Here is a 17,374-nt window from a genome sequence, read left to right on the forward strand (position 1 = left end):
CAAACCCCATCCCACCAGTTCCGGCAACGCCCGCCCCCGATGGCGGCGAAGGCCCCCGGCTTGTCCGGGCGCTGGCCAGTGCCGATCCTTCGATCCCTTGGAGAACCCCATGCCCGGCCCCTACGATTTCACGCCCGAAGTCTTCGTCAACGAGTACGGGGCCGGCGCCCAGACGACACCGTCGGTGGCGGTCATGGCGGACGGCAGCTATGTGGTGGCGTGGCAGTCCTCCGGGGAGGATGGCAGCGGTTGGGGGATTTTCGCTCAACGCTACACGGCGGCGGGTCAGAAACTTGGCCACGAATTCCGGGTCAACACAACGACTACCGGTGATCAGATCGCTCCCGCGACGGTCGCGCTCGCCGGCGGCGGGTTTGAGATCCTGTGGGACCAGGGTAACAACCAGATTTACGGCCAGCGCTACGACGCTTCCGGCGCGGCGGTTGGGGGGCAGATCACCTACGTCACGGACGGCAACGCCACGGCCGGAATGCCCAAGGCGGTGCAGTTGGTGAATGGGACGATGCTTATGGTCTGGGGGGGGAATGCCACCCCCAGCGGCACCACTGTTTATGGCCAGTTGTTCAGCGCCACGGGTGCGGTTCTGGGCGGCCGCTTCGTGGTCTCTACCTACAAGCCGTCGACGCTGACCTCACCGTCGATTGCGGCGCTGGCGGATGGCGGCTTCGTTGCCAGCTGGTCCATCGACCAGCAAGGTGGAGACATCTACGCCCAGCGTTTCGATGCCACGGGCACAGCGGTCGGAAGCTATTTCCCGGTCAAGACCAGCGCCGCCACCATGGAGAATGGTACCGTCTCGGTGGGCTTGAAGGACGGCGGGTTCGTCATCGTCTGGCAAGGCAGCGAGCCGATCACCACCGCGACATACTACGACATCTACGCCCAACGGTACGACTCTGCGGGCAACGCGGTCGGCGGGATCATTAGGGTCAACACCTTCACCACGGGTGACCAGAGCCAGCCGACCGTGACGGCGACGGCCGATGGCGGCTACATAGTGGCTTGGCGCACCAATGGCCAGGATGGTGACGGCTACGGCATTTACGCCCAGCGCTATGATGCCAACAACCTGGTGGTGGGACCTGAATTCCGTCTGAACTCCGGCAACATGGGCGACCAGGTCCAGCCGGTACTGGCCGGCCAGGCCGACGGCAGCGTCATCGCCGTCTGGAATGGCGCAAGCACCGATGTCACCGAGATCATCACCAAGAGATTGGTCGCCCCGGCATTGACGGTGCAAAGCCGGACGAATGTGATTGGAATCCAGGGCTCCGTCGCGGCGCAGGCCCTGGCCGACTTTGGTCAGCAGTATGCGGCGGTCTATCAGTTCCAGAACATCAGCGCCGACCCAAACAGCGGCTATTTCGTGCTGAATGGCGTGGCACAGCCGGCGGGCGCGCTCATCACCGTCACGTCCGCCCAGTTGTCCAGCCTGCGGTTCGTGGGCCGCGACGCCGCGGGGAGCAGCACCATCGCCGTCCGTTTTTCAAACGGCACGGACCTGAGCAACTGGGTCTACAGCACCGTGTCCACGGTCGCGGCGGCCACCAATTACACACCGCAGCCGGAAAAGGTCGGCCGGAACTATGGAGATGGTGTTCAGTCGGCCCCATCTGTCAGCGTTTTGTCGGACGGCAGTTACGTTGTCGCCTGGCAGGACTCAGGCCGGGATGGCAGCGGCGCCGGCATCTACGCCCAGCGCTATGCGGCGGGCGGGCAGAAGATTGGCGGCGAATTCCTGGTGAACACTGTCGTGGCCGGGGACCAGACCGCCCCGTCGACAGTGGCGCTGGCCGATGGCGGCTTTGAGATTTTCTGGACGCAAGGCGGGGAAGGCCGACAGGTTTTCGGGCAGCGGTACGACGCCAATGGGGCCGCAGTCGGGTCGCAGACCACCATCGCCGTGGATGCGTACGCCTCCGCCGCGAATGGGAAGCAATCGAAGGCGGTGCTGCTCGCGAACGGGACGATGCTTGTCGTCTGGGGTGGAAGTAACGCCACCGGACCCGTGTTTTATGGGCAGTTGTTCAATGCCTTGGGGACGGCGCTCGGCAGCCGGTTCGTCGTAAGCACCTACCAGGGGACGTCTGCGAATGTCGAGGACGTGTCTTTAGCCGCCCTTCCTGACGGCGGCTTCATCGCCAGCTGGGCGGCTTGGAGCGATACAAGCGGCAAGGGGTGGGATGTCTATGCCCAGCGGTTCGATGCGTCCGGCGGCACGGTTGGGAGCTATTTCCTTCCCCAAGGGTACGCCCCCTACACCGACCACAATACGGCATCGGCGGCCTTGAAGGACGGCGGGTACGTCATCGTCTGGCAGAGCACCGACCCGGGCTACAATGGGGGTTATAACGCTGATCCGGCCAACATCTGGAGCCAGCGCTATGATGCGTCGGGTAACGCGGTTGGCGGGAAGATCCAGGTCAACAGCTACACCACTGCGGATCAGAGCCAGCCGGCGGTGGTGGCCACGGCGGACGGTGGCTATATTGTCGCCTGGCGGTCGAATGGTCAGGATGGTCAAGGCTACGGCATCTACGCCCAGCGCTATGACGCCAACAACGCGGTGGTGGGTGGTGAGTTCCGCGTGAACGACGCCACGGGTAACGACCAGACCCAGATCGCCCTGGCGGCTCAGGCCGATGGCAGCATCATCGCCGCCTGGGCCAGCGTGAATTCCGATAACCTTAACACCATCATAACCAAGACATATGCACCCGCCCTGCCGACCGTCGCGGGTCGCAGCGCGGTGATTGAGGTGCGGGATTCCGTCGCCGCCGCCGGCCTAGTCTCCACCGGCCAGCAATATGTCGCCACATATCAGTTCCTTGATACCAACAGCGATCCGGACAGCGGCTATTTCGTGCTGAACGGTGTGGTCCAGGCGGCCGGCCAGGTCATCACCGTCACCTCCGCCCAGCTATCCAGCCTGCGGTTCGTGGCTGGCGCCAATCCCGCATCGGATACGATCTCGGTTCGTATCAACGACGGCTATGCCTGGACCAACTGGGCCACCAGCACGGTTACCTCGACCCCGCCCATCGGCAATACGTATCCGGTGGCGCCGGAAACGGTAGCGAACAGCTATGTGACTGGCGACCAGACGGCGCCATCGATGACCGTTCTGGCGGATGGCGGCTACGTGGTGGCGTGGCAGTCGGCGGGGCAGGATGGCGATGGTGCCGGCATCTACGCCCAGCGCTATACGGCTGGTGGCCAAAAGGTTGGCGGAGAATTCCGTGTGAACAGCGTGACGGCGGGGAACCAGACGAACCCGTCGACAGTGGCACTGGCTGATGGTGGCTTTGAAGTTATCTGGCAGCAGTACAGCAACTTGAATTATCCGGTCTTCGGACAACGTTACGACGCCAATGGCGCCGCCGTTGGCTCGCAGATTGGCTATATCCTGGATGGTACCGTCGCGCCTAACCCACCCAAGGCGGTGCAATTGGCGAATGGGAACATGCTGATCGTCTGGGGAGGAAGTTATACCAGCGGATTAGTGTTTTATGGGCAGTTGTTCAATGCCTTGGGGACGGCGCTTGGCAGCCGGTTCGTCGTAAGCACTTACCAGGGGACGTCGGCGAATGTCGAGGACGTGTCTTTAGCCGCCCTTCCTGACGGCGGCTTCATCGCCAGCTGGGCGGCTTGGAGCGATACAAGCGGCAAGGGGTGGGATGTCTATGCCCAGCGGTTCGATGCGTCGGGCGGGACGGTTGGGAGCTATTTCCTTCCCCAAGGGTACGCCCCCTACACCGACCACAATACGGCATCGGCGGCCTTGAAGGACGGCGGGTACGTCATCGTCTGGCAGAGCACCGACCCGGGCTACAATGGGGGTTATGACGCTGATCCGGCCAACATCTGGAGCCAGCGCTATGATGCGTCGGGTAACGCGGTTGGCGGGAAGATCCAGGTCAACAGCTACACCACTGCGGATCAGAGCCAGCCGACGGTGGTGGCCACGGCGGATGGCGGCTATCTTGTCGCCTGGCGGTCGAACGGCGAGGATGGCAGCGGCTATGGCATCTACGCCCAGCGCTATGACGCCAACAACGCGGTGGTGGGGGGTGAGTTCCGCCTGAACGACACCACGGCGGGTGACCAGAGCCAGCCGGTCCTGGCAACCCAGGCCGATGGCAGCCTCATCGCCGCCTGGGCCAGCCAGACCGCCAACGGCTTCGACATCGTTACGCGGAATTATCCAGCGGTAGCCCCCTATTCCGATGGGCGAACGGTGCTGTTGGGGACGCAGAAGTCCGTTTCGGCCATGACGTTGATTTATGCAGGTTCCCAGCTTGCCACCGCCTATCAGTTTCAGGATCTGAGCGCTGGGCGTGGGTACTTCATCCTGAACGGTCAGGCGCAACCAGCCGGCAGCGTTGTGACCGTGACCTCCGCACAACTACCCAATTTGCGGTTCATCGCGGCGGGCACGGCGGGCCAAGACGTCATCATGGTCCGCCTTTCCGATGGGGTCGCCTGGACGGAATGGGAACCGACGGTCGTCAATACGGTTGCGGTGGCCAGCCAGGCTGCCCCCACCGCAGAGACGGTGGCGAACAGCTATGTGACTGGCGAGCAGACGGCGCCATCGATGACCGTGCTGGCGGATGGCGGCTACGTGGTGGCGTGGCAGTCGGCGGGGCAGGACGGCGATGGCGCCGGCATCTACGCGCAACGTTACACGGCGGGTGGCCAAAAGGTTGGCGGCGAGTTCCGTGTGAACAGCGTTGTGGCTGGGGACCAGACCGCCCCGTCGACAGTGGCGCTGGCCGATGGCGGCTTTGAGATTTTCTGGACGCAAGGCGGGGAAGGCCGACAGGTTTTCGGGCAGCGGTACGACGCCAATGGGGCCGCAGTCGGGTCGCAGACCACCATCGCCGTGGATGCGTACGCCTCCGCCGCGAATGGGAAGCAATCGAAGGCGGTGCTGCTCGCGAACGGGACGATGCTTGTCGTCTGGGGTGGAAGTAACGCCACCGGACCCGTGTTTTATGGGCAGTTGTTCAATGCCTTGGGGACGGCGCTCGGCAGCCGGTTCGTCGTAAGCACCTACCAGGGGACGTCTGCGAATGTCGAGGACGTGTCTTTAGCCGCCCTTCCTGACGGCGGCTTCATCGCCAGCTGGGCGGCTTGGAGCGATACAAGCGGCAAGGGGTGGGATGTCTATGCCCAGCGGTTCGATGCGTCCGGCGGCACGGTTGGGAGCTATTTCCTTCCCCAAGGGTACGCCCCCTACACCGACCACAATACGGCATCAGCGGCCTTGAAGGACGGTGGGTACGTCATCGTCTGGCAGACCACCGACCCGGAGTATAAAGGGGGTTATGACGCTGATCCGGCCAACATCTGGAGCCAGCGCTATGATGCGTCGGGTAACGCGGTTGGCGGGAAGATCAGGGTCAACAGCTACACCACTGCGGATCAGAGCCAGCCGACGGTGGTGGCCACGGCGGACGGTGGCTATATTGTCGCCTGGCGGTCGAACGGCGAGGATGGTAGCGGCTACGGCATCTACGCCCAGCGCTATGATGCCAACAACGCGGTGGTGGGGGGTGAGTTCCGCCTGAACGACACCACGGCCGGTGACCAGAGCCAGCCGGTCCTGGCGACCCAGGCCGATGGCAGCCTCATCGCCGCCTGGGCCAGCCAGACCGCCAACGGCTTCGACATCGTCACCAAGACCTATCCCACAACCGGACCCGCATTGCCCTATTACATTCCCGTCCTGGGCACCAATGGGGACGACGTGCTGACCGCCACGGACGACAAGAGTTGCCTGGTGGGCTATGCCGGCAATGACACGCTGACCGGTGGGGCCAGTGACGACATCCTGTCGGGTGGGGCCGGCAACGATGTTCTATTCGGCAAGGGCGGCAACGACACGCTGACCGGTGGGACTGGCAACGACCAGCTGGATGGTGGAACCGGTGTCGATTACATGGCCGGCGGCGCGGGCAACGACATCTATGTCGTCGACACCAGCGCCGACGTGGTGGTCGAGAACGCCAACGAGGGCACCGATGAGGTGCGGGCCACGGCGGCCAGCTATACCCTCAGCGCCAATGTGGAGAACCTGACCTATATCGGGACGGGCGCGTTCGTTGGCATCGGCAACACGCTGAACAACGTCATGACCGGCGGGGCGGGCAATGACTCGCTGAGCGCGGGCGCGGGTAACGACACATTGAATGGCGGCGGTGGCGCCGACACGCTGGTGGGCGGCACCGGCAACGATCTCTATGTCGTGGACTCCAGCGCCGACGTGGTGGTGGAGAACGCGAACGAGGGCACGGACGAGGTGCGGGCCACGGCGGCCAGCTATACCCTCAGCGCCAACATCGAGACCCTGACCTATATCGGCACGGACACGTTCACCGGCACGGGCAACGCCCTGGCCAACACCATCACCGGCGGTGCCGGCAACGATGTGCTGAACGGTGGCGATGGCAATGACACCCTGGTCGGCGGGGCCGGCGCTGACACCCTGATCGGTGGTACCGGCAACGACCTCTTCCGGGTCGACAGCGCCAACGACGTGGTGGTGGAGAACGCGGGCGAGGGCACTGACGAGGCTCAGGCCACGGCGGCCAGCTATACGCTGAGCGCCAACATCGAAAAGCTGACCTACACCGGGACCGGCAGTTTCTATGGCACCGGCAACGATACCGCCAACACCCTCACCGGTGGCGCCGGCAATGACACGCTCGACGGTGGCGCCGGGGCGGACACCCTCATCGGCGGGGCTGGTGATGATGTCTATATCGTCGACAACGTCGGCGACGTGGTGACGGAGGCGAGTTTCGCCGGCACGGACGAGGTGCGCACCACGCTCGGCACCTACGTGCTGGGTGGCCCCCTGGAAAAGCTGACCTACATCGGCACCGGCGGCTTCTATGGCACCGGCAACAGCGCGGCCAACACCCTCACCGGCAACGCCGGCAACGACACGCTGGACGGCGCCGTTGGGGCGGACACGCTGATCGGCGGCCTGGGCGACGATGTCTATCTCGTGGACAACAGTGCCGACGTGGTGGTGGAGAACATGGGTGAGGGCAATGACGAGGTGAAGTCCTCGTCGGCCGTGTATACCCTGGGCGCCAATGTCGAGAAGCTGACCTACACGGGCACTGCGGCCTTCACCGGCACCGGTAACGAGATCAACAACCTCGTCACCGGCGGCACCGGCAATGACGTGCTGGATGGCAAAGGCGGGGATGACACCCTGGTCGGCGGCGCCGGCAATGACACCTACTTCGTGGACAGCCTCAACGATGTTGTGCGGGAAAATGCCGGCGAGGGCACGGATCTGGTGAAGGCCACGGCGTCCACCTACGTGCTGGGCGCCAATATCGAAAACCTAACCTATGTGGGCACCGGCAATTTCCGAGGCACGGGTAACGACCTGGCGAATACCCTGTTGGCCGCGGGTGGCGACGATACGCTTGATGGCGGGGCCGGTGCCGACAGCCTCTATGGCGGGGTGGGCAACGACGTCTACTATATCGACAATGCCGGCGACGTGGTGGGCGAGAACCCCAACGGCGGAACGGATGAGGTGCGCACGTGGCTCGCCAGCTATTCCCTGGGCGCCAATCTTGAAAACCTGACCTTCTTGGGAACCGGTAATTTCACCGGCACTGGCAATGGCCTGGCCAACAGCCTGACCGGCGGGGCGGGGGACGACACGCTGGATGGCGGCGCGGGAGCCGACATATTGGCCGGCGGCATCGGCAACGACACCTATGTGGTCGACAATGCCGGCGACGTGGTGGTCGAGGCGGCGGGCGAGGGCGTGGATCTGGTGAAGGCGTCGGTGGCGACCTATACGCTGACCGCCGATGTCGACAACCTGACCTATACCGGCAGCCTGGCCTTCACCGGCACGGGCAACGCCCTGGGCAATGTCATCACCAGCGGTGCCGGCAACGACACGCTGAATGGCGGGGCAGGGGACGATACCCTGATCGGTGGCGCCGGTAACGATGTCTATTTCGTGGACAGCCTTAACGATGTCGTGCGGGAAAATGCCGGTGAGGGCACCGATGAGGTGCGGTCCTCGGTGGCCGGTTACGTGCTGAGCGCCAATATCGAGAAGCTGACCTATGTCGGCGCCGACGCCTTCACCGGCACCGGCAACGACGACGCCAACGCCCTCACCGGTGGCGCGGGTAATGACGTGCTGGACGGGGCCGGCGGCAATGACACCCTGAACGGTGGCGCGGGGGACGACACCCTGATCGGTGGCACCGGCGACGATATCTTCCAGGTCGACAGCACCAATGACGTGGTGGTGGAGAACGCGGGCGAGGGCAATGACGAGGTGCAGGCCACCTCGGCCACCTACACCCTCAGCGCCAACGTCGAGAAGCTGACCTTTACCGGCACCGGCGGCTTCAAGGGCACCGGCAACGCCCAGGCAAACACCATCACCGGCGGCACTGGTGACGACACGCTGGATGGCGGCGCCGGGGTGGACACCTTGGTCGGCGGCTTGGGCAATGACATCTACCTGGTGGATGATGCCAACGACGTGGTGACAGAGACCGGTGCCGGCACGGATGAGGTGTGGGCCACCGCATCCAGCTACATCCTTAGCGCCAACGTGGAAAACCTGCGTTACGTCGGCACCGGCAATTTCTATGGCACCGGCAACACCCTCAGCAATCTGCTGGTCGGCGCTGCCGGCAATGACACGCTGGATGGTGGCGCCGCCGCCGACACCATGATCGGTGGCGCGGGCAATGACGTCTATATCGTCAGCACCAACCTGGACGTGGTCATCGAGAACGCGGGCGAGGGCACGGACGAGATCCAGACCAGCTTGGCGAACTACACGCTGACCAGCGCCAATGTGGAAAACGTGACCTACACCGGCGGTGCCGGTGCGGCGGGCTTCACCATTGTCGGCAACGAACTGAACAACGTGCTCAAGGGCAATGCCGCGGTCGCCAACAGCATATCGGGCGGTGCAGGTGACGACACCATGATCGGCGGTTCGGGCAACGACACCTATTTCGCCGACAGCGCCAACGACGTGGTGGTGGAGGCGGCCGGCGGCGGCATGGACGAGGTGAAGGCCACGGCGTCCCGCTACACGTTGGGTGCCAATGTGGAGAACTTGACCTATGTCGGCAGCGGCAATTTCTACGGTGTCGGCAACGAGCTGGCGAACAGTCTGGTGGGTGCCACCGGCAATGACACGCTGGATGGCGGCGCCGGCGCCGATACCATGGGGGCGGGCACCGGTGACGACGTCTACTACGTTGACGATTTGGGCGATGTGGTGAAGGAGAACTCGGGTGGTGGCACGGATGAAATCCGTACTTGGCTGTCCGCCTACACCCTGGTTTCCGCCAACGTCGAGAATCTGACCTTTATCGGTACCGGCAACTTTTCCGGCACCGGCAGTATCCTGAACAATCAACTGACCGGCGGGGCGGGAGACGACACGCTCGATGGTGCTGCCGGTGTCGACACGCTGATCGGCGGTGTGGGCAACGATACCTACGTCGTGGACAATGCCGGCGACGTGGTGCGGGAAGATGCGGGCGCCGGCACGGACACGGTGCGCACTACCCTGGCCAACTACACGCTGGGCGCCAATGTGGAGAACCTGACCTACATCGGGTCTGCGGCGTTCAACGGCACGGGCAATGAACTAAACAATGTCATCACCGGCGGTGCCGGCAATGATTCCCTTACGGGCGGCGCGGGCGACGATACCCTGGACGGTGGTGCCGGCAATGACACGCTGGTGGGGGGCACGGGTAATGACGTCTATGTGGTGGACAGCGTCACCGACGTCGTGACCGAGGCCGCGGGCGCCGGCACGGACGAGGTGCGCACGACGCTGGCGAGCTACACGCTGGGCGCCAACGTGGAGAACCTGACCTATACAGGTAGTGGCGGCTTCACCGGCACGGGCAACGCCTTGGCCAATGTGATCACCGGCGGCGCTGGCGCCGATGTCCTGGATGGTGGTACGGGCGCTGACACGCTGATCGGCGGCGCTGGCGATGACACTTATAAGGTGGACGACGTCGGTGACGTGGTCACCGAGGGCACGGCCGCTGGCACGGATGAGGTGCGCACGACGCTGGCGAGCTACACGCTGGGCGCCAACGTGGAGAACCTGACCTATACAGGTAGTGGCGGCTTCACCGGCACGGGCAACGCCTTGGCCAACGTGATCACCGGCGGCGCCGGTGCGGACGTCCTGGATGGCGGGGCGGGGGCGGACACGCTGATCGGCGGCGCTGGCAATGACACCTATTTGGTGGACGACGCCGGTGACGTTGTGACCGAAGGGGCGGGTGCCGGCACGGACGAGGTGCGTACGACGCTGGCGAGCTACACGCTGGGCGCCAATGTGGAGAACCTGACCTACACGGGCGGTGGCAACTTCAGCGGTACCGGCAACGGGCTAGGCAATGTCATCACCGGTGGCGGCGGCGGCGACGTCCTGGACGGCGGTGCCGGGGCGGACACGCTGGTGGGCGGCGCCGGCAACGACACCTATCTGGTGGATGACGCCGGTGACGTGGTGACCGAGGCGGCGGGTGCCGGCACGGACGAGGTTCGCACGACGCTGGCGAGCTATACGCTGGGCGCCAATGTGGAGAACCTGACCTACACGGGCGGTGGCAACTTCAGCGGTACCGGCAACGGGCTGGGCAATGTCATCACCGGCGGCGGCGGCGCCGACGTCCTGGACGGCGGTGCCGGGGCGGACACGCTGGTGGGCGGCGCCGGCAACGACACCTATCTGGTGGATGACGCCGGTGACGTGGTGACCGAGGCGGCGGGTGCCGGCACGGACGAGGTTCGCACGACACTGGCGAGCTATACGCTGGGCGCCAATGTGGAGAACCTGACCTACACGGGCGGTGGCAACTTCAGCGGTACCGGCAACGGGCTGGGCAATGTCATCACCGGCGGCGGCGGCGCCGACGTTCTGGATGGCGGGATCGGGGCGGACACGCTGGTGGGTGGCGCCGGCAACGACACCTACCTGGTGGATGACGCCGGTGACGTGGTGACCGAAGCGGCGGGAGCCGGCACGGACGAGGTTCGCACGACGCTGGCGGGCTATACGCTGGGCGCCAATGTGGAGAACCTGACCTACACGGGCGGTGGCAACTTCAGCGGTACCGGCAACGGGCTGGGCAATGTCATCACCGGCGGCGGCGGCGCCGACGTTTTGGATGGCGGGATCGGGGCGGACACGCTGGTGGGTGGCGCCGGCAACGACACCTACCTGGTGGATGACGCCGGTGACGTGGTGACCGAAGCGGCGGGAGCCGGCACGGATGAGGTGCGCACGACGCTGGCGAGCTATACGCTGGGCGCCAATGTGGAGAACCTGACCTACACGGGCGGTGGCGACTTCAGCGGTACCGGCGATGACCTGGATAATGTCATCATAGGCGGCGCGGGCGACGACAGCTTTGCTGGTGGGTTGGGGAATGACACCTACGTCTTCGGCCTGAACAGCGGTTCCGACACCATAACCGATGGAGCTGGCGCCAACGTGCTGGTGTTTTCCTCCGATGTTGATCCCGGTAGCCTTACCTTCCAGCAGTTTGGCAATGATCTGGTGTTATCGCTGACCTCGGGCAACGCGGTGGTGACTTATACCAATTACTACAGTGATCCCGCCGTCATCGGATTTGTCCAGGTGGGAAGCACTATATTGGTTCCTCCCTTCTCCCATGGCTGAGGCCGATGAACAAAAGGCGGCGCCCCGCGTGGGACGCCGCCTTCCTCCCCCGTAACGGGTCTCAGATCGCGCGCAGGCGGGCGAAGAAGCCGGTGATCTCGGCGTTCAGGGCATCGGCGTCCTGGCGCAGGGCTTCCGAGGCCGTGTGCAGGGCGTTGGCCGACTGGCTGGTCTGTTCGGCCGCCCCGGCCACGCCGACGATGTTGGTCGACACCTGCTGGGTGCCCATGGCGGCCTGGTTGATGTTGCGGGCGATTTCCGAGGTGGTGGCGCCCTGCTGTTCCATGGCGGACGCGATGGCGGTGGCGATCGTCCGCATGTCGCCCACCACGGTGGCGATGCTGCCGATGGCCTCCACGGCCCGGGTGGTTTCCTGCTGGATGCCGGTGATGTAGCCCTGGATTTCGTCCGTGGCCTTGGTCGTCTGGCTGGCCAGGGTCTTCACTTCGCTGGCCACCACGGCGAAGCCCTTGCCCGCTTCGCCGGCGCGGGCGGCTTCGATGGTGGCGTTCAGCGCCAGCAGGTTGGTCTGGCCGGCGATCTCCTGAATGACCTGGATGATGTTGCCGATGCTCTGGGCCGCATCCGCCAGGCCTTGCATGGTGACGCCCGTTTGCTCGGCCTGGGCCACCGCCCGCTCGGCGATGTCGGTGGAGCGGGTGACCTGGCTGTTGACCTCGCCCACGGCGGCGGCCAGTTCCTCGGCGGCGCTGGCGATCATCTGCACGTTGCCGGTGGTCTCGGCCGAGGCGTGGTTGGCCATTTCCACCATGCCGCGGCTCTGTGTCGCCATGTCGGCGAGGCCGGAGGAGTGGTTGCGCACGTCTTCCGAGGCGTGCACCACGTTGCTCAGTACCCGGGCGGTGCGCTGCTGGAAGTCAGCCAGCGAGGCCTCCACCGCCTCCTGCCGGCGCAGCTTCTCCTGCTGCTCGGCCTGTTGGGCCTGGGTCAGTTCGGCGTTGCGCAGGCCGTTGCGCTTGAACACCTCCAACGCGCGGGCCAGGCGGCCGATCTCATGGCGGTCGTTCAGCAGCGGGATGTCGACGGTCAGGTCGCCGTCGGCCAGCCGGCCCATGCGCTCCGTCATCAGCTTCAGGGGCTTGGCGATGCTGCGCGCCAGCAGGTAGGCCACCAGGCCGCCGGCACCCACCACGATGGCGGTCAGCATTAGCATATCAATCAATATATCATGATAGATATCGTCGATGTCGTCGACGTAGATGCCGGTGCCCAGGGCCCACTGCCACGGCTCGAAGCCCAGGCTGTAGGTCATCTTGGGAAAGTTCTCCGCGGGGCCGCCCTTGTTGCCCGGGCGCGGGTAGGTGTAGGTGAAGGACCCGCCGCCCTGCTTGGCGGCCTCGATGCCCAGGCGCACGGTCTCGACGCCATCGGCCGTCTTGAAGTCCATGCGGTTCTTGCCCTCGAACTCCCTCTTGATGTGGACGACGGTCAGGCCGTCGTACTGGTTGACGTAGACGTACTCGCCGTTGCCGAAGCGCAGCTTGCGGATGTCGTCCTGGGCGCCCTTCTGCGCCTGGGCCCGGGTCAGCTCACCCGACTGCTCGCGGTCGTACCAGTTCTGCGCCACCCCGCGGGTGACCATCAGGATCTGCTTCAGCTCTTCCTTGCGGTCCTCGGTCAGGGTGTGGCGCAGCGTGGTCAGGGCGAAGCTGACGGCCAGGCCCAGGGCCAGCACCAGCATGGGCATGAACAGCGCCAGCCGGTGGGAAATCTTCAGTTTGTTCAGCATGATCGAATCTCTCGCGCGAGGGCGTTGGGGGGTCAGGCGACGGCGGCGGCGGACGGGGTGCCGTCGTCGCGGAACAGGCCGCGGGGCAGGTCCAGGTCGCGGGCGCAGGCGGCCGCGCTTCGGGCATAGACCTCATCCACGCCATGGCGGCACAGCAGGTCCAGGTCGGCGTCCGTGACCGCCCCCCGGTCCCGGTCCTGGTAGGCGTAACAGCCGATACCGCCCGCCTGCTGGTGCAGGCCCGGGGCGGCGTAGGCCTCGGGCTCCACCGGGAACAGGATGCGGGACTGGCTGTCGTCCAGGCTGTCCATGCGCTGCCAGCAGGTCACCGTCTCGGGCGTGAAGTAATCGGACAGGCCCAGCCGGTGGAACAGGGCCGCGGCCGACAGCACCGGCTGCCGCGCCGCCTCATGGACGTAGTGGGTCACGGGCACGCCCTGCCGCCGGGCGTAGTTCTCGACCCGCATGGCGTTCAGGGTGGCGATGACGAAGTTCTCCAGCAACTGGTCGCGGCTGATCCGGTGCGACCACTTGCGCAGCCAGGACGCCAGGGCGTGCACCGGCTCACGGTCCAGCATCACCAGGTGCAGGCGGCTGGCGGGATACCCCGCCTCGATCAGCATCTGCAGCGGGATATAGAGGCATTCCGCCGTCAGATAGGGCCCGGCCACATCCTTGCAGAAGATGTGCGGCGCCTGGTCGGCCAGGGGAATGGCCCAGGGGCCGGGACGGTCGGCCGCCAGCACATGGCGCATGACCGCCTTGGTCGGCTGGTAGTAGGAGGGCAGGCCGGCCACGCCGAACAGGTTGGCCATGGCCGTGGAACCGACACGGGCCCGTCCCCAGGCACAGGTCAGGTGAGGGAAATCCTGTTCCGTCCGACCGCCGAAGCCGGCAGCCAGGTAGGAGGCGACCTGGTTTGTTAAGCCGTCTAAATGGAATTCCCTGAGCTGATATCGCCCATCGGAGGCCAGGCAGACCTTTCCCAGGGCGGCGTCATCCGCTTCCACCAGTTCCGCAAGCCTGTCTAAATCTATGATTTGCTTATAGAAAGCGACCATTTCTTTCCCCGCCAAGGATAAAGGCCGGTGGTCCCGTGGCGGCATCCCGTCCGCCCCAAGTCAAGGCCCTAACCCAAAGAATAGGACGGGGAGTCTTAAGGCAATATTAATGTGAAAATTAGCGTAGTAGACATCTACTTTTGGATAATAAATAAAGATCAAATGCGATCATAATACGTTTATGTTGCATTTATATTGATGTTCCGCGGGTGCCTATCCTTGTAGGCTGTCGGTTGAATTTCCAGGATAATTTCTGGAAAGAGGCCGCGAAATTAACCAATACGACTTGGCGTGTGGACGTCAAGTCGACGCCTCCTCGCAAAAACCGGCCTTATTTCGCATAAATCCCTGGAATCCTTGGGCGCTGGCGTCCGGGCGGCGGCGGGCCGTTCAGGCGGCGACTCATGAGGATGGCTCAAGTGGCGCCGCATCTTAAGGGGGCCAAGGAAAACGGCCCAGCCATGGGGCTGGGCCGCTGTAAAGAAGGTGCGGGAACGGGATCGTTCAGTGATGGGCGTGGGCCAAGCCGCCGGCCCCGTCGCTGATGCCGATCTCCACGTTCTGCATCATGCCTTGGTCCTCATGGTCCAGGATGTGGCAGTGCAGGACGAATTCGCCGATGTACCGCTCGTAGCGAGTGCGGACGATGAGGCGGTAATAATGGATCGGCGGGTTCGGGTCGGGCTTGAAGCCGGGCGGCGGAAAGGCGCTGTCGTTGGTCTTAACCCACAGCGTGTCCTTCCAGGCGCCCTTCAGGCCGGCGAACTGGGTGTCGCCGTCATCGTCCACCGCGCCGGGCAGGCTGACGTCCCGACCCTTGTCGTTATAGATGGCGACGATCTGGAAGGGGTTCACGTGGATGTGGAAGGGGTGGCTGATGCTGTAGGATCGCAGTTCCCATTGCTGCGCCGTGCCCAGCACCAGCTTGCGATCAACCCGGGCGGGGTCATAGGGCGACGTGCCCTTGGGCACCCAATTCTGACCGTCGTACTGCACCATGTCGAAGCTGTTGGCCACGGTGAACTTGGTGGCGGTCAGGCCGGTATAGGGCTGCTTGTTGGGATCATCCGGCACCCCCGGGCCCAGATAGAACACCATGTCTTCTTCAGCCGTGCCCTTCACCTCATCGTCGGTGATGGTGGGGTGGGGGACGAAGCGGGTCAGCTTCATGCCGTCCTTGGCGGTCAGGTCGGCGATGATTTGGGTGCGCACGTCGGCCGGCATGGTGCGCTGGGCGGACGCGACCAGGGTGTTCACCAGGGTCTGCGTGGGCGTGGCCGTGGGCGTGCCGCCGCGCACGGTCACCACCCCCAGCAGGGTGCGCAGCGTGTCGGATCGGCTGACGGAGTTGCCGGCCGTTTGCGCCTTCTGCGTCACGCAGTAATTGCCGGCCTGGGGAAACACCACCAGCAAGTCATAGCGGTAGCCCGGCTGCAGGACGGTGTTGGTGTTGGTCAGGGTATTGCCCATGGTCAGGCCGTCGGCGGCCACCACCTGGTAGGGGATCGCTGGGCCGGTGCACACCGTGTCGATGAAGTTGCCCATGCTGTCCTTGGTGGGGCGGGCGGTGGCGGCGGTGGTGTCCACCATCTTGTGGAACTCCACATTGATGGTGTCGCGGATGCCGGCGTGGACCAGACGCCAGCGTTCCACCGTGCCCGCCTGGGCGTCGGTGAAGGTGGGCATGATCACGCCGTTGATGCTGGTCCAGCGGCCGGATTGCTGCCAGGAACCGGGCCCGAAATTGGCGATGCTCTCGATGATGCCCGTCTGGTTGGCCTTGCAGTTCCAGGTCTGCTGGCCATTGTCGTCCAGGCAGTAATACTGAATCTGCTGGAACACCAGGGTACGTTCCTTGAACGCCTTGCCGTCAGGACCAACCAGCAGGGTGTCCAGGTCGCCGTTCACCTGTGGCGTGGGCTTGCGGTCACCATGGATGATCAGGGCGCCCGCCATGCCGCTGGCCACCTGCAGCGCGGTCGAGCCATGACGGTGCGGGTGGTACCAGAAGGTGCCGGCCGGATGATCGGCCGGGATGTTGTACTCATACTGGAAGCTGACACCCGGGTTCAGCGAGATCAGCACGTTGTCGCTGTTGCCCGTGGGGCTGACCCACAAGCCGTGCGAGTGCAGGTTGGTGCCGTTGTTGCAATGCGGCTGGTCCACCGGGATGCTGTGGTCGGTGCAGCTGGGATCGGGCGGCAGGTCGTTGTGCAGGGTGACGCGCACCGTGTCGCCCGGCGTCACGTCGATCTCCGGCGCAACATAGGGTGTGCCGGGCGAAACGCCGGTGCCGACGTAGCTGCGCAGGTGGACGCGCTGGTAGCGCTGTTCACCCGGGTCATACAGGGCGGCGTCGGTGTACTTGATATGCAGGTCGAACGCCCGCTCCTTGCCCGCGTGCGCCGCCGGGGCGGTGGCCAGGCTGACGGCCGACGGCGCCTTGGGCAGGCCGGGGACGTTGGCCGAGCCTTGGGCCGGTGCCGTCTGCGGCAGGGAGGGCGGGTTGGCGAAGGTGCTCTGCGCCGTGGCCGGCTGGCTCCCCAGCAATACCACGCCCAGGGCGGCGACGCCGGCCCCCAAGGCCCAAGTCAATGACGCGCCGCGCGTCGGATATCTTTGCATGCTCCACCCCCTCTTCGCGGCCTGTGCCGCCTCTGGTTGAGTTATTGGGGTGCAATCTAGCAGATGCGTAGCATCAATCCACCCGTTAAACGGGTGCCATGTAGTGATATACCCTCTTCGGATGTAGCCGTTCTTTTAACGGCGCCGCGGGAAGGGCTGTTGCCGGTGGCGGCGCCGGGGCTACACTGGCCG

The 17,374-nt window shown here is 64.8% G+C and carries 4 protein-coding genes; 1 reads left to right on the forward strand and 3 read right to left on the reverse strand.

Features of this window, described 5'->3' with window-relative positions; translation table 11 throughout:
* Nucleotides 1-109 precede the first annotated feature (109 nt).
* Nucleotides 110-11,746, forward strand: a complete 11,637-nt coding sequence (locus tag UAJ10_RS07660; RefSeq protein ID WP_322914791.1) for a hypothetical protein — start codon at nt 110-112, stop codon at nt 11,744-11,746.
* 61 nt (nt 11,747-11,807) lie between these two features.
* Here the strand turns inward: UAJ10_RS07660 and UAJ10_RS07665 are convergent, their stop codons facing one another.
* The 3 genes from UAJ10_RS07665 to UAJ10_RS07675 all read right to left on the reverse strand — a co-directional run bounded on the left by UAJ10_RS07665 (nt 11,808) and on the right by UAJ10_RS07675 (nt 17,182).
* Complete coding sequence (locus tag UAJ10_RS07665) at nt 11,808-13,496, reverse strand: methyl-accepting chemotaxis protein (RefSeq protein WP_322914792.1); 1,689 nt, start codon at nt 13,494-13,496, stop codon at nt 11,808-11,810.
* Between the two features lie 32 nt (nt 13,497-13,528).
* Nucleotides 13,529-14,311 carry a sulfotransferase family protein gene (locus UAJ10_RS07670; protein ID WP_322914793.1) on the reverse strand — a complete coding sequence of 261 codons (783 nt, stop codon included), beginning with the start codon at nt 14,309-14,311 and terminating at the stop codon, nt 13,529-13,531.
* Nucleotides 14,312-15,061: 750 nt separating this feature from the next.
* Nucleotides 15,062-17,182: a multicopper oxidase family protein gene (locus UAJ10_RS07675; protein WP_322914794.1), complete on the reverse strand. Its 2,121-nt coding sequence runs from the start codon at nt 17,180-17,182 to the stop codon at nt 15,062-15,064.
* Nucleotides 17,183-17,374: the final 192 nt, after the last annotated feature.

The sequence above is a fragment of the Nitrospirillum guaranorum genome (genome assembly GCF_034653275.1).
Classification (GTDB): Bacteria; Pseudomonadota; Alphaproteobacteria; order Azospirillales; family Azospirillaceae; genus Nitrospirillum.

Coding starts and splice junctions, on each gene's coding strand:
- UAJ10_RS07660 (WP_322914791.1), top strand. CDS start 110: ATGCCCGGCCCCTACGATTTCACGCCCGAAGTCTTCGTCAACGAGTAC.
- UAJ10_RS07665 (WP_322914792.1), bottom strand. CDS start 13,496: ATGCTGAACAAACTGAAGATTTCCCACCGGCTGGCGCTGTTCATGCCC.
- UAJ10_RS07670 (WP_322914793.1), bottom strand. CDS start 14,311: ATGGCCAACCTGTTCGGCGTGGCCGGCCTGCCCTCCTACTACCAGCCG.
- UAJ10_RS07675 (WP_322914794.1), bottom strand. CDS start 17,182: ATGCAAAGATATCCGACGCGCGGCGCGTCATTGACTTGGGCCTTGGGG.